This window comes from Streptomyces sp. NBC_01497 (genome assembly GCF_036250695.1).
Lineage (GTDB): Bacteria > Actinomycetota > Actinomycetes > Streptomycetales > Streptomycetaceae > Streptomyces.
This window is the reverse complement of the sequence record NZ_CP109427.1, coordinates 6,030,561-6,049,030: the sequence shown is the minus strand read 5'-3', so window position 1 is coordinate 6,049,030 and position 18,470 is coordinate 6,030,561. Positions and strand designations below refer to the sequence as shown.

12 protein-coding genes and 1 pseudogene are annotated in these 18,470 nt (G+C 73.2%); 5 read left to right on the top strand and 8 right to left on the bottom strand.

Features of this window, described 5'->3' with window-relative positions; translation table 11 throughout:
• Window positions 1-122: 122 nt before the first annotated feature.
• Complete coding sequence (locus tag OG310_RS25510; protein ID WP_329458189.1) at window positions 123-434, bottom strand: hypothetical protein; 312 nt, start codon at window positions 432-434, stop codon at window positions 123-125.
• Between the two features lie 94 nt (window positions 435-528).
• Here OG310_RS25510 and OG310_RS25505 point away from each other — a divergent pair, with 94 nt between their 5' ends.
• Window positions 529-1,212 carry a TetR/AcrR family transcriptional regulator gene (locus tag OG310_RS25505; RefSeq protein WP_329460378.1) on the top strand — a complete coding sequence of 228 codons (684 nt, stop codon included), beginning with the start codon at window positions 529-531 and terminating at the stop codon, window positions 1,210-1,212.
• A 187-nt stretch (window positions 1,213-1,399) separates the two neighbouring features.
• Here OG310_RS25505 and OG310_RS25500 read toward each other — a convergent pair whose 3' ends face one another.
• The 4 genes and pseudogenes from OG310_RS25500 to OG310_RS25485 all read right to left on the bottom strand — a co-directional run bounded on the left by OG310_RS25500 (window position 1,400) and on the right by OG310_RS25485 (window position 6,816).
• On the bottom strand, window positions 1,400-2,083 hold the full coding sequence (locus OG310_RS25500) for a DUF4230 domain-containing protein (protein WP_329458188.1): 684 nt from the start codon (window positions 2,081-2,083) through the stop codon (window positions 1,400-1,402).
• A 259-nt stretch (window positions 2,084-2,342) separates the two neighbouring features.
• Window positions 2,343-4,058, bottom strand: a complete 1,716-nt coding sequence (locus tag OG310_RS25495) for a hypothetical protein (protein WP_329458187.1) — start codon at window positions 4,056-4,058, stop codon at window positions 2,343-2,345.
• A 181-nt stretch (window positions 4,059-4,239) separates the two neighbouring features.
• Window positions 4,240-4,701 (bottom strand): annotated as a pseudogene (locus tag OG310_RS25490) (regulator); the annotation flags it as partial.
• 279 nt (window positions 4,702-4,980) lie between these two features.
• Window positions 4,981-6,816, bottom strand: coding sequence for a glycoside hydrolase family 13 protein (locus tag OG310_RS25485; protein WP_329458186.1), 1,836 nt, complete (start codon window positions 6,814-6,816; stop codon window positions 4,981-4,983).
• A 184-nt stretch (window positions 6,817-7,000) separates the two neighbouring features.
• Between OG310_RS25485 and OG310_RS25480 the strand changes: the two genes are divergently transcribed.
• Window positions 7,001-8,023 (top strand): LacI family DNA-binding transcriptional regulator, encoded by a 1,023-nt coding sequence (locus OG310_RS25480; protein ID WP_329458185.1) that lies wholly within the window; start codon window positions 7,001-7,003, stop codon window positions 8,021-8,023.
• 205 nt (window positions 8,024-8,228) lie between these two features.
• Complete coding sequence (locus OG310_RS25475; protein WP_329458184.1) at window positions 8,229-9,149, top strand: phosphatase PAP2 family protein; 921 nt, start codon at window positions 8,229-8,231, stop codon at window positions 9,147-9,149.
• Window positions 9,150-9,306: 157 nt separating this feature from the next.
• Here the strand turns inward: OG310_RS25475 and OG310_RS25470 are convergent, their stop codons facing one another.
• Both OG310_RS25470 and OG310_RS25465 read right to left on the bottom strand, forming a co-directional pair.
• Window positions 9,307-12,318 carry a bifunctional [glutamine synthetase] adenylyltransferase/[glutamine synthetase]-adenylyl-L-tyrosine phosphorylase gene (locus OG310_RS25470; RefSeq protein ID WP_329458183.1) on the bottom strand — a complete coding sequence of 1,004 codons (3,012 nt, stop codon included), beginning with the start codon at window positions 12,316-12,318 and terminating at the stop codon, window positions 9,307-9,309.
• A 386-nt stretch (window positions 12,319-12,704) separates the two neighbouring features.
• Window positions 12,705-14,465, bottom strand: a complete 1,761-nt coding sequence (locus OG310_RS25465) for an NAD+ synthase (RefSeq protein WP_329458182.1) — start codon at window positions 14,463-14,465, stop codon at window positions 12,705-12,707.
• 336 nt (window positions 14,466-14,801) lie between these two features.
• On the opposite strand from OG310_RS25465, the gene glnA reads away from it, so the two are divergent.
• Both glnA and OG310_RS25455 read left to right on the top strand, forming a co-directional pair.
• On the top strand, window positions 14,802-16,163 hold the full coding sequence (gene glnA / locus OG310_RS25460; protein ID WP_329458181.1) for a type I glutamate--ammonia ligase: 1,362 nt from the start codon (window positions 14,802-14,804) through the stop codon (window positions 16,161-16,163).
• 10 nt (window positions 16,164-16,173) lie between these two features.
• Window positions 16,174-17,148, top strand: coding sequence for an SDR family oxidoreductase (locus OG310_RS25455; RefSeq protein ID WP_329458180.1), 975 nt, complete (start codon window positions 16,174-16,176; stop codon window positions 17,146-17,148).
• A 193-nt stretch (window positions 17,149-17,341) separates the two neighbouring features.
• On the opposite strand, the gene OG310_RS25450 is transcribed toward OG310_RS25455, so the two are convergent.
• Window positions 17,342-18,259 carry an endonuclease/exonuclease/phosphatase family protein gene (locus OG310_RS25450; RefSeq protein ID WP_443078894.1) on the bottom strand — a complete coding sequence of 306 codons (918 nt, stop codon included), beginning with the start codon at window positions 18,257-18,259 and terminating at the stop codon, window positions 17,342-17,344.
• Between the last annotated feature and the right edge of the window lie 211 nt (window positions 18,260-18,470).

Sequence of the window (18,470 nt, the reverse complement as noted above, 5' to 3'; positions counted from 1 at the left end):
CCCACACCTCGGGCCCGCACCTCGGGCCCGCACCTCGGGCCCGTCCCAACAGCGCGAGGACGCGCGGATACCCCGGACCACTCCCGCCCGCGAGCGGCGGTGGATACCAGGGGGCCCGTCGGCTACGGGAGGAGCCAGTCCGCGCCCAGTGCCGCCACCAGGACCAGGCCCAGGAGGTAGGTGCCGAGCCGCGTCCTGCCGTGGCGGCTCAGTTCGATCACCACGCCGCACAGCACCATCGCCAGCCCGTACACCCCCATCACCAGTACCGACTGGCTCTGTTCGAGGCGGATCCAGAGCAGGACGGCCATGCCGGCCAGGACCACCCACCCCATCGTGACCCGGATCATGCGCGCCTGACGGGGCGTCAGTCCCACCGCGACCGCCTCGTCCTCGGCGGCCACCGGCATCTCCTCGTGGTCTGATGAGCTCATGAACCGGGAGCGTAACGGACATCCACCCCAGCCCGCCCGTTAGGCTGGTCATATGACCACGGTGATGACCCCGCCGCCCCGGGCGCGGCGCAGGATGGGCGTCGAGGAGCGCAAGCGGCAGCTGATCGGTGTGGCCCTCGAACTGCTCGGCCGCCGCTCCCCCGAAGACGTCTCCATCGACGACATCGCGACCGCCGCCGGGATCTCCAGACCGCTGGTCTACCACTACTTCCCGGGCAAGCAGAGTCTGTACGCCGCCGCGCTGCGCCGTGCCGCGGACGATCTCGCCCTGCGCTTCGAGGAACCGCGCACGGGGCCGCTGGGCGCCCGGCTGCTGCGGGTCATGGGCCGGTTCTTCGACTTCGTGGACGAGCACGGTCCCGGCTTCGCCGCCCTCATGCGCGGTTCGTCGGCGGCCGGTGCGGGGCCGGGCGGCGCGGGAGCCGTCGTGGACGAGGTGCGCCAGGCGGCGTACGAGCAGATCCTCGGCCACCTCGACGCCGGCGAGAACCCGTCGCCCCGCCTGCGGATCGTCGTCAGGTCGTGGGTGTCGCTCGCCGAGTCGACGGCGCTGACCTGGCTCGACGGGCGCGAAGTCCCCCGCGCGGAGCTGGAGCTGCAACTCGTGCACGACTTCGCCGCGCTCGTCGCCGTCAGCGCCGCGCACGACGAGGGGATGGCGGCCCTGCTGCGGCGCGTCCTGGTCACGGAGCCGCCCGACGGGCCCTTCGCGGAGCTCGTCGAGCGCCTCGGACGATTGGACCTGGGACTTCACTGAGGAGCTGCGGCGGGCGGGCGTCCTGGTCAGGACGCCCCGCCCGCCGGGAACCGGCGGGCGTCCCTCGTCACACGTGCCCGTCACACGGAGCCCCCGGTAGCGCACCCGGCCTCCCCCCAGGGGCGGGCCGAACACTCGGGATTCACGCGTGGCTCACGCTGACGCGCAGCTCACGCCCGTCTCACGCTCACGCGTAGCTCACGCTCACGCTCGTGAACCCGAGCGAGTGCAGGAGCCCCACCAGCATCGCGGTCGTGTTGGTCTCGGCCCGCTTGGTCAGCTGGCTGTCCTTCGCCGCGTCGGTGATGTGCCGCGCGGCGAGCTTGGTCACGGCCTGTTCGCTGTCCGGGTTGTCGGAGAACAGGTCGCCGAGCCGGTCGAGCAGGCCCCGCTGTTTGTCGACGGTGTACGAACGGTCCGGGTCGAGCGCGGGCTTGCCGAGCTGCGCGTGCGGCAGCCGGATCGTGGCGGTGGTGCGGTCCGCGTTCGTCGTCACGTCGTTCTTCCCGATCCCGCTGAAGTCGACGTACGAGCCGACGGTGCCGGCTCCCACATACAGCGTGCGGGTGCCGCGGATCGCGTCCGGGAGGAACTTGGCGTCCTTCTGGAAGTCGACGACGACCTGGAAGTTGCCCTCCGCGGCCTCGTAGCGGTTCAGGTCCTGGATGGACTGGAGCAGCGTCGGTCCCGTCCTGTCGTGGCTCTGCTCCCCCAGCAGGTCGCCGAATCCGGGGAGCAGATGGATCCGGGTGCCGAGGAACAGCAGCGCGAGTACGGCGACGACGGCGATGAGCGCCGTGCGCCACCGGTGGGTACGCGGCGGGCGCGTACCGGTCCTGTCGTCTTCCGGGTGCGCTTCTGTGGACGTCATACCTGTCAGATGTCCCACCGGACGGCCTTCACGCCGCCGAACGGGTGCCGGTTCCGCTTCCGTTCTGCAACAGCCGTGTACGCGAGCCTCGTTGAAGGGCCCCCACACCGCCCGCCACCGGCCCTCGGACGACCCTCCCCGGCCTCCCAGCCGGCCCGGCCACCCAGCGGTCCTCCCCGGCTGCCGGCGGCCCAAGCCCCTGGTCAGCCCCTCTGCCCGCGTTCGGCTCCCGCCGCTCGTCGGCCCTCGTCGACCCTCGTCAGCCCTCCTCAGCCCCGCCGACCGCCGCCGACCCCCGGTCCTCGTCCGGCAGGTGGCCCTCCAGGGCCCGGCTCAGCCCCGTCCTGCCCTCGGCGACGAGGCCCCGGTGGAAGGCCTCCTCGTAGATGGCGCCGCCCACCGTCTCCCGGGCCCGGCGTTCGCAGTCCGCGCGGACCTCGGCCAGTTCGGGTGTGCGGCGCTGCGGGTGGCCGACCGTGTGCCAGTACGCCTGTCCCGTGCCGAAGGCGTGGGCCGCGCCCTCCCCGTCGCCCTGGGCGGCGATCGTCGCGGCGAGCAGGTCGAGGCCGAGTGCCGTGCCGAAGCTGTCGAGCAGGACGTCGCGGCCGCCGAGCATGGAGCGGGCATAGCCCTCGGCCTCGTGGGGCGCGCCGGAGAAGAGGTGGATCAGCCCCAGTTGGTAGTCGGCATAGCCCCGGGCCCAGTACTCGCCGCGCTCGACGCACGCGGCGCGCAGCGCCTCCGCCGTGGTGCGGGCCTCGGCGAAGCGGCCGAGCGCGGTCAGCGCGAAGACCTCCCCCACCCGGCAGCGCAGCAGGGACTGCGAGGCGAACAGGTCCCCGGGCAGGGCGCGCAGCACCTGCCCGGTCAGGACGTGCGCCGCGAGGGGGCGGCCCGCCATCAGGCAGGTGAGGCCCTGGAGGTAGCAGGCCGCGAGCGTGGACTCCCTCGTACCGTCCTGCCGGGCGGCGAGGGCGCACCGCTCGCCCAGCACGCGAGCACCCTCCAGGTCGCCCTGGAGTACGACGGTGACGCCGAGCGCCCACAGGGCGCGGGTGCGGTGCGCGCGTGGCCTCGGGTCCTCCGCGAGGCAGCGTTCGAGGTAGAGCCTGGCCTCGTGCAGGTGGCCGCAGCAGGTCCAGAAGAACCCGACCGCTCCCGCCATCTCCGTCGCGCGCCCGGGGTCGGTGGCGATCAGGTGGTTGAGCGCCGCGCAGAGGTCGGTGTGGGTGTCACGCATCGTGTGGTACCAGGCGACCTGCCCGGCGCCGAGCCAGCCCGCGTACGCCTGCCGGACGAGGTCCGCGTAGTGGCGGGCGTGCCGGTCGGCGAGCGACTCCTCCTGGCCCAGTTCCGCGAGCCACATGGCGCCGTACTCGCGCAGGGTGGCCAGCATCCGGTACCGGGGCCGGGCGCTGCGGCCACTCCCGCCGGGGCCCGGCGCGGCGGAGCCGTCCCCGCCGGCGGGGGCGGGCGTGCGGACGTCCGCGCCGGCGTTGCGGGTGTCACCCGTGAGGACATCCGTGAGGACATCCGGGCAGGCGTCCGGCAGCGCGTCGGTGCGGACATCCGCGGAGCGTCCGGTCGACGCGTCCGCGCCGACGTCTGTCCGTACGCGGCTGATGTCCACGTCCCCTGCCCGTACATCCCTTGTCCGTACGTCCCCTGTCCGTACATCCGTTGTGCGAGGGTCCGTTGTGCGTACGTCCGTCGTCGCATCCGTGGAGGGACCCGTGGACGCGTCGGCACCGGCATCCGTACGACGGACGACGGACTGGGCGACGAGTCCCGCGAGTGCGCCCGCCACGTCGTCCGCGCCGAGTGGGCCGTCCGCGCAGACGGCCACGGCGTCCTCGATCCCGAAGTCGCTCTGGAAGACGGACAGCCGCGCCCACAGCAGCCGTTCGAGCGGCTCGCACAGTTCGTGGCTCCAGCCCACCGCCGTGCTCAGGGCGCGGTGGTGCTGGGGCCACACGGTCCGGTCGACGAGCAGATCGAACCGGGCCGGGCCGGGCCGGGCCGGGCGCCGCGGCCCGGCCCGCTGTCCCGGACGCCGCCGCGGGGGCGACGATCCGCGAGCCGAGCCGGCCGGCGACCTCCTCGACGGTGTGGTCGGCGAGCCGCGCGGCGGCGAGTTCGACGGCGAGCGGAATGCCTTCGAGGACGCGGCAGATCTCCCCGGCGGCGGCGAGCGAGTCGGGGTCGTCCAGGCTGGTTTGCGGGGCCGCGTGGGCGGCGCGGTCCAGGAACAGCCGCAGTGCCTCCTCGTCCTCCCCTTCGAGCGGCAGCGGCGCCACGTCGAGGACACGTTCGCCCCTGACGCCGAGCGGCCGCCTGCTGGTGGCGAGGACGGTCAGGCCCGGAGCGGTGGTGGCGAGCTCGGCGACGAGGTGGGCGGCGGACTCCACGACCCGCTCGCACCCGTCGAGCACCAGCAGCAGACGCGCGTCCGTGAGGCGTTCACAGAGCGCGTCGACGGGTCCGCGCAGGGTGTGGTCGCGCAGCCCCACCGCCTCGGAGACGGTGGCGACGAGCCTGCGGTCGTCCCGGAGCACGGACAGGTCGGCCCAGCACGCTCCTGCCGCGTACCGGCCGGCGGCGTGCCGGGCGGCGCGCACCGCGAGCCGGCTCTTGCCCACGCCGCCCGTGCCCGTCAGGGTGACGATCCGGTTGCCTTGAAGCAGCCCGTCGAGCGCGCCAGTTCGGCCGAGCGGCCGACGAAACTGGTTGTCTCGTCCGGGAGATGACCCACCATGGGTTCATTCTGACCCGTCGGTGGCTGCCCGGCGGACCCCGTCGAGGCCCGGAGGGCGTCCGCCCGGCCCGCTCGGGGCGGCCCGGGCGAGCACCCGCGGGGACCGGGGCCCGCCGGCCGGAGCCCGGGGTTCCCCGGCCTCTTACGCGTCCGGCAGGAGCGAGAACCACACCGTGGTGTCCGGCGGGAGCACCGAGCCGCCCGCGTCGCCGGCCGCGATCCCGCCGCCGCTCGCCAGCAGTACCCGGCCGGGGGCGCCGAACGGCACGGGCTCGCCGGTGGTGTTGGCCGCGCAGACGAAGCCGGGCCGGGCGAACGCGACGACGCCCGCCGGCGCTTCGAGCCATTCGACGCCGCCGCCCGCGCCGAGCCCGGGATGGGCCCTGCGCACGGCGAGGGCCGCGCGGTACATCTCCAGTGTCGAGCCGGGGTCGGCGCTCTGTGCCTCGACGCTCAGCTCCGACCAGGCGGGCGGCTGCGGCAGCCAGCTGCCGCCGGCCCCGAACCCGTACGAACTGCCCTCGCGGGTCCAGGGGATCGGCACCCGGCAGCCGTCCCGCAGGCCGTCCTGGCCGTCGCTGCGGAAGTACGAGGGGTCCTGCCGCACCTCGTCGGGCAGGTCGGTGACGTCGGGCAGGCCCAGTTCCTCGCCCTGGTAGACGTACGCGGAGCCGGGCAGTGCCAGCATCAGCAGGCTGGCCGCCCGCGCCCTGCGCAGGCCGAGCACGCGGTCGCCGGGCTCGCGGGTCTGCGGGCCGGTGCCGGGCGGGTTCGCGAAGCGGGTGGCGTGCCGGGTCACGTCGTGGTTGGAGAGCACCCAGGTGGCGGGCGCGCCGACGGTGCCCATCGCGGCGAGGGAGCGGTCCACCACGGCCCGCAGCCGCGCGCCGTCCCAGGGGGTCTCCAGGTACTGGAAGTTGAACGCCTGGTGCAGTTCGTCACCGCGCACGTAGTCCGCGGTGCGTTCGACGGTCGGGGTCCAGGCCTCGGCGACGGCGATGCGCTGCCCCGCGTACGAGTCCAGCAGCTCCCGCCACGCCCGGTAGATGTCGTGCACGCCCTCCTGGTCGAAGAACGGCACGACCTCGCCCGAGAGCAGCCGCAGCCGGCCGCTGCCGCCGATGTCGGGCAGGCCGGGCGCCTTCACCAGGCCGTGTGCCACGTCGACGCGGAAGCCGTCGACGCCGAGGTCGAGCCAGAACCGCAGGACGGACCGGAACTCCTCCTCGACGGCCGGGTGTTCCCAGTCGAAGTCCGGCTGCTCGGGCGCGAAGAGGTGCAGGTACCACTCGCCCGGCGTGCCGTCGGGGTCGAGCGTGCGGGTCCAGGCGGGCCCGCCGAAGACGGACTCCCAGTCGTTGGGCGGCAGGTCGCCGTTCGGGCCCTTGCCTGGCCGGAAGTGGTACCGGGCGCGCGGCGCGGACCCCGGCCCCTCGGCGAGGGCCTGCCGGAACCACTCGTGCCGCACCGAGGAGTGGTTGGGTACGAGGTCCACGATGACGCGCAGGCCGAGCGCGTGCGCCTCGCGGATGAGCGCGTCGGCGTCGTGCAGCGTGCCGAAGACGGGGTCGACGGCGCGGTAGTCGGCGACGTCGTATCCGGCGTCCGCTTGCGGCGACGCGTAGAACGGGCTGAACCAGACGGCGTCCACGCCGAGGTCCCGGAGGTAGGGCAGCCGGGCGCGGGCGCCCGGCAGGTCGCCCATGCCGTCGCCGTTACCGTCGGCGAAGCTGCGCGGATACACCTGGTAGATCACCGCGCCGCGCCACCAGTCGGGGGCCGGGTCCGCCGCCGAGGCGCCGGGCAGCGCGGCGGGGGCGGTGCCGGTCCCGACGTCGGGGGTGGTGCGCTGCGCGGGCGCCTCGGCGGGTGTGCGCGCGGCCGGTCGGGCCACGGCGGGCCCCGGGGTACGGGCGGGGGCGTCGGAGGAGGCGAGGAGAGCGGCGTCGGCGGCAGAGGCGGCGGGCTGTTGGGTCATGTCGTCCCTGTCTTTCTGCGGGCGTTCTTCGGGCGATCTTCACGCGCGGGAGGCCGTTGCCCTCCGTGACGAGACCGTAACAGTGTGGACACAAGCCTGAAAGGGATTGCGCAATCTTTCAGCAAAGTTTCAGCCACTCACCGTGTCCCGCCCGCCGCATGCCGGTCCCGTACAGTCCCCTTCCATGACCGCACGACTGGCCGGGATCGCAGCGCACGCGGGGGTGAGCGAGGCGACCGTCAGCCGGGTGCTGAATGGCCGGCCGGGGGTGGCCCCGGGCACGCGTACGACAGTCCTGGCGGCGCTCGACGCGCTCGGTTACGCGCATCCGGTGCGCGAACGCGGGCGGGGCGGGGCCCTGATCGGTCTGGTGATGCCCGAGCTGGACAACCCGGTCTTCCCCGCCCTGGCCCAGGCGATCGGCACGGCACTGACGCGGCAGGGCTGCACGCCGGTCCTCGCCACGCAGGCGCAGGAAGGTTCCGCCGAGGACGAACTGACCGCGATGCTCGTCGAACGGGGCGTCCGCGGGGTCATCGTCGTGTCCGGCCAGCACGCCGACACCACCGCCGACATGGGCCGCTACGAGCGACTGCGGGCGCAGGGCGTGCCGTTCGTCCTGGTGGACGGCTTCTCGCCGGAGGTGCGGGCGCCCTTCATCTCCCCCGACGACCGCGCGGCGGTGCGGCTCGCCATGACCCATCTCGTCGCGCTCGGGCACCGGCGCGTCGGTCTCGCGGTCGGTCCGACGCGGTTCGTGCCCGTGATCCGCAAGACCGAGGCCTTCCTCGACGCGGCAGGCGCGTTGCTGGGGCAGCCGAAAAATGAGGCCGAAAAGCTCATCGGGCATTCGCTGTTCACTCTGGAGGGTGGTCAGGCCGCCGCGTCGGCGCTGCTGGACGCAGGGTGCACGGCGCTCGTGTGCGCGAGCGACATGATGGCGCTCGGCGCGATCAGGGCCGTCCGGCAGCGGGGCCTCGACGTGCCGCGCGACGTGTCGGTCGTGGGGTACGACGACTCGCCGCTGATGGCCTTCACCGATCCGCCGCTGACGACGATCCGCAAGCCGGTGCCCGCGATGGGGGAGGCGGCGGTGCGCAGCCTGCTGGAGGAGATCGCCGGTACACCGGCCCCGCACAGCGAGTTCATGTTCCTGCCGGAACTGGTGGTGCGGGGTTCGACGGCGTCGGGCCCCCGCGACGCGTGAGGAACCTGCACGCTCTCTCCGGCTTCTCCCGGGGGTCCGCCCGCGCCGCCCCGGCGGACGGCGAAGCAGGGACGCCCGTTCACCACGATGTCGCGCGGACTCGCCCCCCGATTGGTCATCTCACGCCCAAGGTGTGGCAAACGCGCGGTGAACGCGACCGAGGGGTGAGCGGTTCGGTGGAAGCGGTCTGGCAAACTCTGTTGTCATGGGTGAACCGACCGTGAACAGGCCGACGCGTCTCACGGCCGCGCCGTCACCCGCCGTTGCCGAGGAGGCGAAGGTGGCCGACTCGCCGCCGACCACGGGAGCGTCGGCCGTGCGAACCGGCGCTGCCGCGTCGAGTGCGCGTGGCTGGCTGCATCGCCGCAGGCTGCCGCGCAAGCCGCGCATCTGGTTCGAGATCCTGCTGATCGCGGCCGGTTACTGGATCTACTCCAGGATCCGCAACGCCGTGCCCGAACAGCGCACCCAGGCGCTGCGCAACGCGCGCTGGGTGTGGAGCGCCGAGCACCACCTCGGGATCGCCGTCGAGCAGTCGGTCAACCACGCCGTCAACTCGGTGACATGGGTGATCGTCCCCATGAACTACTACTACGCCACGCTGCACTTCATCATCACGATCGGCGTGCTCGTGTGGCTGTTCGTGGCACACCCCGGGCGGTACGCGGCGGCCCGGACGGTCCTCGGGGCCACGACGGTCGTCGCCCTCCTCGGCTACTACCTCTACCCCCTCGCGCCGCCCCGCCTGTTGAGCCGCCGCTTCATCGACACGGTGGCGGTCCACCACACCTGGGGCTCGGTGTCCTCGGGCGATCTGAAGTCGGTGTCGAACCAGTACGCGGCGATGCCGTCGATGCACATCGGCTGGTCGCTCTGGTGCGGGCTGACGATCTTCGCCCTGGCGAAGGCGCCCTGGGCCCGGATCCTCGGCATGTGCTACCCCGTGTTCACCCTGCTGGTGATCGTCTCGACGGCCAACCACTTCTGGCTGGACGCGCTCGGCGGGATGCTCTGCCTGGCGTTCGGTTACGCGGTCTCGTACGCCTGGTACGGCACCATGCCCTACCGGCTGCCCCGGCTGGCGACGGAACCCCGGAGGCGGTCGGCGCACCCGGTGCGGGCCTGACCTGCGGCGGACGCCACCGCGTGGCGCGAAGGCCGCGGGCTCCACGGCCGTCCCCCGACCGCGGACGACGCGGCCTCACGTGAGCGGGACCGCCCTGGCGCGGTCCGCCCCGGGCCGGGCCGGTGCCCTCATGGGGCTCCGGCCGGCCCGCGGACGGTCAGGGGGTGTCGTAGCCGTAGAAGAGCTCTTCCATCACGGTGCGCGCCCGGCGCGTGGCACGCCGGTAGTCGTCCAGCATCTCGCCGACCCGGCCGGGTCCGTAGCCCAGGTAGCGGCCCACCGCGGCGAGTTCCCTGCTCTCCGACGGGAACGTGTCGCTCGGCCGACCGCGCACCAGCATCGCGCCGTTGCGTACGCGCGTCGCGAGCACCCACGCCTCGTCCAGTGTGGCCGCGGACTCCGGGTCGATCAGTCCGGCGTCCCGCGCGGCCATCAGCGCCGTCCTGGTCCGTGTGGTGCGCAGCGCCGGCAGTTCGTGGGCGTGCTTCATCTGCAGCAGCTGGACCGTCCACTCGACGTCCGTGAGGCCGCCCCTGCCGAGCTTCGTATGGAGGTTGGGGTCGGTGCCGCGGGGCAGCCGCTCCGACTCCATGCGCGCCTTGAGGCGGCGGATCTCGCGTACGTCGTCCTCGGACAGACCGCGCTCCGGGTAGCGCAGCGGGTCGATCAGCTGGACGAACCGGGCCCCGAGGTCCGGGTCGCCCGCCATCGGGTCGGCCCGCAGCAGCGCCTGGCTCTCCCACACCAGCGACCAGCGCCGGTAATAGGCCGCGTACGAGGCGAGGGTGCGCACTATCGGCCCGCTCTTGCCCTCGGGCCGCAGGTCCGCGTCGATCAGCAGCGGCGGGTCCGCGGTCGGCACCTGCAGGAGCCTGCGCATCTCGGTGACGACGGTGGACGCGGCGACGGCGGCCTCGTGCTCGTCCACGCCGTCCCACGGTTCGTGCACGAACAGGACGTCCGCGTCGGACCCGTACGCCAGCTCGTGGCCGCCGAAGCGGCCCATGCCGATGACGGCGAAGCGGGTGGGCAGCGTGTCGCCCCAGCGCTCGCGCACGGCGGCCCGCAGGGCGCCCGCGAAGGTGGCCGCGTTGAGGTCGGTCAGGGCACGGCCGACCCGGTCGACGAGCGCCCCGTGATCGCCCTCCGCCGGGCTCTCCTCCGTACCGTACGAGCCGACGATGTCGGCCGCCGCCGTGCGGAACAGCTCCCTGCGGCGCACCCCGCGCGCCGCCGTGACGCCTCCCTCAGCGGTGTCGGCGCGGCCCACCGCCGCGACGATCTCCTGTTCCAGGCCCTCCCGGCCGCGCGGGATCAGCCCCTCCGGGTCGCCGAGCAGCGCGACGGCCTCGGGCGCGCGCAGCAGCAGGTCGGGGGCGAGGCGGCCGGCGGACAGCACCCGGGCCAGGTTTTCCGCGGCGGCGCCCTCGTCGCGCAGCAGCCGCAGGTACCAGGGGGTCTTGCCGAGCGCGTCGGAGACCTTGCGGAAGCCGAGGAGGCCCGCGTCGGGATCGGCGGAGTCCGCGAACCAGCCCAGCAGCACCGGCAGCAGCGTCCGCTGGATCGCCGCCTTGCGCGAGACGCCGGACGACAGGGCCTCCAGGTGGCGCAGGGCGGCCACCGGATCCGCGTAGCCGAGCGCTTCGAGGCGCTGGCCCGCGGCCTTGGCGCTCAGGCGCGTCTCGCCGGGCTGGAGCTGCGCGACGGCGTCCAGGAGCGGCCGGTAGAACAGCTTCTCGTGCAGCCGCCGTACGACGGTCGTGTGCCGCCTCCACTCCTTGACGAGATCGGCGACCGGATCGGTGCGCAGGCCGAGGGAGCGGCCGATGCGGCGCAGATCGGCGTCGTCCTCCGGCATCAGGTGGGTGCGGCGCAGCCGGTAGAGCTGGATGCGGTGCTCGACGGTCCGCAGGAAGCGGTACGCCTCGTCGAGCTGCGCGGCGTCGATGCGGCCGACGTACCCGCCGGCCGCGAGGGCCTTGAGGGCTTCGAGGGTGTTGGGGCTGCGCAGCGACGCATCGCTGCGACCGTGCACCAACTGCAGCAGCTGGACGGCGAACTCGACGTCGCGCAGGCCGCCGGGACCGAGCTTGATCTCCCGTTCGGCCTGCCCGGCGGGGATGTTCTGCACGACGCGGCGGCGCATCTCCTGTACGTGGGGGACGAAGTGCTCGCGCTCCGAGGCCTGCCACACCAGCGGCGTGACGGCCTCCTGGTAGGCGGCGCCGAGCGCGGCGTCCCCCGCCACCGGGCGGGCCTTGAGCAGCGCCTGGAACTCCCAGGTCTTCGCCCACCGCTCGTAGTAGGCGAGGTGGCTGCTGAGGGTGCGCACGAGCGGGCCGTTGCGGCCCTCGGGACGCAGGTTGGCGTCGACGGGCCAGATGGCGCCCTCGACGGTGGTCTCCGAGCAGATCCGCATGAGGTGGGAGGCGAGGCGGGTGGCGGCACGCACGGCGGCGTTCTCGTCGGCCTCCGCACTGTTGTCGGGCACATCCCCGACGAAGATCACATCGACGTCGGAGACGTAGTTCAGCTCGTGCCCGCCGCACTTGCCCATCGCGATCACGGCCAGCCGGCACGCGGCGGCGTCCTCGGGCGCGGCGGCGCAGGCGATGGCGAGCGCGGCGCGCAGGGTCGCGGTGGCGAGGTCGGCGAGTTCGGCCGCCGTCTGGGCGACGTCCGTCGTGCCGCACACGTCCCTGGCCGCCATGGCGAGCAGGCAGCGCCGGTAGGCGACGCGCAGCTCGACCGGGTCGGCGGCCTCGGCGAGGCCCTGCTCGAACTCGGTGACGCCGGGGTGCAGATCGGCGGACTCGTAGGTGGCGAGGACCCGCCAGTCCGCCGGGTGCCGTGCCAGGTGGTCGCCGAGTGCCTCGGACGCCCCCATCACCCCGAGCAGCCGGTCGCGCAGCGGCTTGGCCGTCACCAGCGTGTCGAGGAGCACCTGTCGCTCGGTGCTGTCCTCGTGCGCCTCGGCGAGCCGGACGAGCCCGCGCAGCGCGAGATCCGGGTCGGCCGTCGCGCCGAGCGCGTCGAGGAGGAGGGGGTCGGCCCGTATGGCGGCGATGGCCGGCGCGTCGAGGAAACGCTCGGCGGCGGAAGGATCGGTGAACCCGTGCCGCAGCAGGCGCGTGAACGTGCTGCTGCGGCGGCCCGGCGCCGTCGTCATCGGGTCTCTCCTTGTCCGGTCGCCCTGCCCTTGGTCCGTATGCCGACGGTGTCCGCGATGCAAGACGGGTGTGTTTGGGGGCTGGGATCGAGACTAGTCCCGACGGGCACCGCACGGGAGCCGGTGGCCACCGGCCGCGCCGCGAGCCGGCCCTGACAGGACGCGCCCGGCGCCGGGCGGCGACGCGGGAACGACGCCGGCGCCCGGGTGGGCGGGAGGCGGCGATGCCCCTGACGGGCCCGCCCGTCCAGGGAGGCCCGGACCGGAGGCCGGGGGGCTCTGCCCGATCGTCCACCGGAGGCCGGGGCGCTCTGCCCGACCGTCCACCGGAGGCCGGGGCGCTCTGCCCGCCCGTCCAGGGAGGCCCGGGGCCGGCGGACGGGGCGTCAGTTCGCGGTCCGCTCCCGCCACTTGTTCGTGATGGGCAGGCGGCGGTCCTTGCCGAAACCCTTCGCCGAGATCTTCGTGCCCGGCGGGTACTGGCGGCGCTTGTACTCCGCCACGTCCACCATGCGCAGCGTCCTCGCGACGACCTCCTCGTCGAAGCCCAGCGCCACGATGGCGTCCTTGCCCTGGTCGCGGTCGACGTACAGCTCCAGGAGGCGGTCCAGCACGTCGTAGTCGGGCAGCGAGTCCGTGTCGACCTGGCCGGGCCGCAGCTCGGCGCTCGGCGGCTTGCTGATCGAGTTCTCGGGGATCGGGGGCGTCTGTCCCCGGTCCGCCGCGGCCCGGTTGCGCCAGCGGGCCAGCCGGAAGACGTCCGTCTTGTAGACGTCCTTGATCGGCCCGTACGCGCCGACGGAGTCGCCGTAGAGGGTCGAGTAGCCGACCGCCAGTTCGGATTTGTTGCCGGGCGCGAGGACGATGTGGCCCTCCTGGTTGGACAGCGCCATCAGCATCGTGCCGCGCAGCCGTGACTGGAGGTTCTCCTCGGCGAGGCCGGTGAGTTTGAGGGAGGCCATGTAGGCGTCGAACATCGGCTCGATCGCGACGGTCCTGAACGTGAGGCCGGTGCGCCGGGCCAGCTCGGCGGCGTCGTCCCTGGAGTGGTCCGAGGAGTACTTCGACGGCATGGAGACGCCGTACACGTGGTGCGCGCCGAGCGCGTCGCAGGCGATCGCGGCGACCAGCGCCGAGTCGATCCCGCCGGAGAGCCCGATGAGGACACTGGAGAAGCCGTTCTTCGCCACGTAGGCGCGCAGGCCGACGACGAGCGCCGAGTAGACCTCCTCGTCGTCGTCGAGGCGGTCCGCGTACCCGCCGGTGAGTTCCGGCTCGTACGGCGGCAGCGGCTCGGCCGACAGCGTCACGTGCTCGACGCGCAGCCCGTCGTCCACGGTCCCGGACGGCGGCTCCTGCGCGGCGGCCGGCAGGTCGAGGTCGAGGATCACACTGCCCTCGGCGAACTGCGGGGCGCGGGCGATGGTCTCGCCGTACCGGTCGACGACGATCGAGTCGCCGTCGTAGACCAGTTCGTCCTGGCCGCCGATCATCGCCAGGTACGCGGTCGTGCAGCCGGCCTCCTGGGCCCGCTTGCGGACCAGTTCGAGGCGGGTGTCGTCCTTGAGCCTCTCGTACGGCGAGGCGTTGATGGACACGAGGAGCCCTGCGCCGGCCGTCCTGGTGGCGGGCACCCGTCCGCCGTCCTGCCACAGGTCCTCGCAGATCGCGAGGGCGACGTCGACGCCGTGCACGCGGACGACGGGGAGCGTGTCGCCGGGCACGAAGTACCGGAACTCGTCGAAGACGCCGTAGTTCGGCAGGTGGTGCTTCGCGTACCGCAGGACGACCCGTCCGCCGTGCAGGACGGCCGCCGCGTCCAGCGGGGCCCCGGCGGGCTGTCCGTACCTGGGCTGTGCCGTCTCCGAGCGGTCCAGGTAGCCGACGATCACCGGCAGGTCGCCGAAGCCCTCGTCCGCGAGGCGGGCGGCCAGCGAGACCAGCGCCGCGCGGGACGCCTCGACGAACGACGACCGCAGCGCCAGGTCCTCGACGGGGTAGCCGGTCAGCACCATCTCGGGGAACGCGGCAAGGTGCGCCCCCTGCTCGGCGGCATGCCGGGTCCAGTGGACGACCGCCTCGGCGTTGCCCGCGAGGTCGCCGACGGTGGAGTCGATCTGATTCAGGGCGAGACGTAGTTGAGGCACCCGGCCAGTCTATTCCTCTAATCGTCTTTCTGACGCGATACCCGGCGGCCCCGCCCGCGCGGCGCGTCTGCCCCCTGCTACCGGCGCGTTTTACGCCGGTCGGCGAGCGGGCGGGCGGGCCGTCCGGCCGGGCCGGCGGACACGCTCCGGTATCCGCGGGCCCCGCGGGGCGGCAGTATGGGCAGCGTAGGCGCGCCAAGGGATTGCCGGGGGGCGCAACCTACCGGAAACCCTGCAATGGCATGCTCGGTTCCGCCACCTGTCCGTACAGACCGCCGGGGGCACGGAACGGCACCGGAGCAACCAGCCTGACCAGCAAGGATGAGTGGGATCGAGATGGATAAGCAGCAGGAATTCGTGCTCCGCACGCTCGAAGAGCGCGACATCCGCTTCGTGCGCCTGTGGTTCACCGACGTGCTCGGCTTCCTGAAGTCGGTGGCGGTCGCTCCGGCGGAACTGGAGCAGGCCTTCGACGAGGGCATGGGCTTCGACGGTTCGGCGATCGAGGGCTTCGCCCGCGTCTACGAGTCCGACATGATCGCGAAGCCGGATCCGGCCACGTTCCAGATCCTGCCGTGGCGCGCGGAGGCCCCCGGCACGGCGCGGATGTTCTGCGACATCCTCATGCCGGACGGATCGCCGTCCTTCGCCGATCCGCGCTTCGTGCTGAAGCGGATGCTGGCGAAGGCGTCCGATCAGGGGTTCACCTTCTACACGCACCCCGAGATCGAGTTCTTCCTGCTCAAGGACAAGCCGCTCGACGGCACGCGGCCCACCCCGGCCGACAACTCGGGCTACTTCGACCACACCCCGCAGGCCGTGGGCATGGACTTCCGCCGTACGGCGATCACGATGCTGGAGTCGATGGGCATCTCGGTGGAGTTCAGCCACCACGAGGGCGCCCCGGGCCAGCAGGAGATCGACCTGCGGTACGCCGACGCACTGTCGACGGCGGACAACGTCATGACGTTCCGTCTGGTGATGAAGCAGGTGGCGCTGGAGCAGGGCGTGCACGCGACGTTCATGCCGAAGCCGTTCTCCGAGCACCCCGGTTCCGGCATGCACACGCACCTGTCGCTGTTCGAGGGCGACCGCAACGCGTTCTACGAGTCGGGCTCGGAGTACCAGCTCTCGAAGGTGGGCCGGTCGTTCATCGCGGGCCTGCTGAACCACGCGGCGGAGATCTCCGCGGTCACCAACCAGTGGGTCAACTCCTACAAGCGCATCTGGGGCGGTTCGAGCCGCAGCGCGGGCGCGGGCGGCGAGGCCCCCTCGTACATCTGCTGGGGCCACAACAACCGCTCCGCGCTGATCCGCGTGCCGATGTACAAGCCGGGCAAGACGGGCTCCGCGCGGGTCGAGGTGCGCTCGATCGACTCGGGCGCGAACCCGTACCTGACGTACGCGGTGCTGCTGGCCGCGGGCCTCAAGGGCATCGAGGAGGGCTACGAGCTGCCGGCGGGCGCGGACGACGACGTGTGGGCGCTGTCGGATGCCGAGCGGCGCGCGATGGGCATCGAGCCGCTGCCGCAGAACCTCGGCGAGGCGATCGCGCTGATGGAGCGGAGCGAGCTGGTCGCGGAGACACTCGGCGAGCACGTCTTCGAGTTCTTCCTGCGCAACAAAAAAGCGGAGTGGGAGGAGTACCGCTCCGAGGTGACCGCATTCGAGCTGCGGAAGAACCTTCCGGTCCTGTAAACACACGATCATGACTGAGAACAACGAGGCGGCTCCGGACGCGCCGGGCGCGCGACCGGAGCCGGACCGGGCCGAGGCGACGGGCGCACCGGGCGTCCCGGAAGCCGGCGAGATCGAGCGGGCCGTCGCCGAGGCGGACCCGGGGGCCGGCAACGGGACGGTGACCGGCCCGGCGCCCGCCCCCGCCGCACCCGCACGGCCCGCCGGGCGTCCCGTCACCGTCGTCACGGGCGGCGTCCGGGGCATCGGCGCGGCGATCTGCGAGCGTCTCGCGGCGGACGGGCACGACATCGCCCTGGCGTACGTGAACGACGCGGACGCCGCGGCGCGCACCGCGAAGGCCGTTGAGGACGCGGGGGCGCGGTGCGTCACCGTCCGGGTCGACGTCTCGCGTGAGGGCGACGTGGACCTGCTGTTCGACACGGCGGTCGCCGCGCTCGGCCCGGTCACCGGCCTGGTGAACAACGCGGCGGTCACGGGCCCGCTCGGGCGGCTCGCCGACGCCTCGACGGACGTGCTGCGGCGCGTGGTCGACGTGAACCTGATGGGGACGCTGCTGTGTTGCCGGCGGGCCGTACGGGAGATGACGGCGGCGGGCACGGACCGCGAGGGCGCGTCGGGCGGCGGCCACGGGTCGTCGCGGGGTGTGATCGTGAACGTCTCGTCCGCGGCGGCGACGCTGGGCAGCCCGGGCGAGTACGTGCACTACGCCGCCACGAAGGCGGCCGTGGACGCCCTGACGCTCGGCCTGTCGAAGGAACTGGGCCCGGACGGCATCCGGGTCAACTCGGTGGCGCCCGGCCTGACCGACACGGACATGCACGCGACGATGGGCGACCCCGACCGTCCGGCCCGGATGGCGCCGGGCATCCCGCTGCGCCGGGCGGCCGCGCCTTCGGAGATCGCGGCGGCGGTGGCCTGGCTGCTGTCGCCCGAGGCGAGTTACGTCTCGGGTACGGTCCTGCGCGCGGCGGGCGGTCGCTGAACGACGCGCCGGGGCCGCAGCGGGTCCCGGTCCGGGGCCCGTCCGGGGCGCGGGAAGGCCCGCGCGAGGCGGCGGGGGGTTCGACGGCGAGTTCCCGGGCCGTCACCGGACGGAGGCCCGATCCCCGTTTGAAGGGCTCCGCCTGGCGGCGCTTGGCTGCCCGTCAGGCGGGCCCGGGGCGCACAGGCGCGCGTCACAGCTCGACGCGCGCCGCGATCGGCAGGTGGTCGCTGCCCGTGCCGGGCAGTGTCCAGGACGACTTCGGGTCCACGCCCCGCACCATGATCTGGTCGATGCGCGCCATCGGGAACGCCGCGGGCCAGCTGAAGCCGTACCCGTCGCCCGCCGCGCCCTGCGTGCTGCGCATCTGGGCCGTGACGGCGTCCAGGGAGCGGTCGTTCATCGTGCCGTTCAGGTCGCCGAGCAGCACGACCCGGTGCTGCGGCTCGGCGGAGATCGCCTCACCGAGGGCGTTCGCGCTGCTGTCGCGCTGGTTGGCGGTGAAGCCCGCGTGCACCTTGACCCGTACCGAGGGCAGATGTGCCACGTACACGGCCACCTCGCCGTGCGGGGTGGAGATCACCGAGCGCATCGCGCGCTTCCACCCGATGCGGATGTCGACGGCGTGGGTACCGCTCATCGGGTACTTGCTCCACAGCGCGACCGTGCCCTCCACGGCGTGGTACCTGTACGCGCCGGCGAGGCCCTTCGCGTACGTGGGCAGCGCGGCGGGTGTCAGTTCCTCCAGTGCGACGACGTCGGCGCCCGAGTGCGCCAGGTCCTTCGCCGTCCCCGCCGGATCGGGGTTGTCCGCGTCGACGTTGTGCGTGGCGACGGTGAAGTCGCCGCCCGTGGCCTCCTTGCTGACGACCAGTCCCCCGAAGAGGTTGAGCCAGAGCGCGACGGGCAGCACCAGCGCCACCAGCGCCGTCGCCGACCTGCGGACCAGCGCGAGCACCAGGACCACGGGGATGACGATGCCGAACCACGGCAGGAAGGTCTCGGCGAGACTGCCCAAGTTGCCGATCGTGTTGGGGATGTGCGAGTGCAGGGCCATCACCAGAGCGGCCAGGACGGCGACCAGGGCGAGCACGAAGCCCCTGCGCCACATGCCGGGCCGCCACCCCCGCCAGTAGGCAGAGCCGCGTCGGATTCCGGTGTTCCGCCCGTCCGTGGGGATCGTCACCGTCTCCGCCGTGTGCTCCTGCGTCATGAATACCCTCGCTGACTTCGCCCGTACGTCCTGTGGCCGGGCCGGATCCCGCCCGCGCACCCGCCCCGGATCTGTCCGACCCTAGGTGATGTGACCCTGCTTTCGCCGC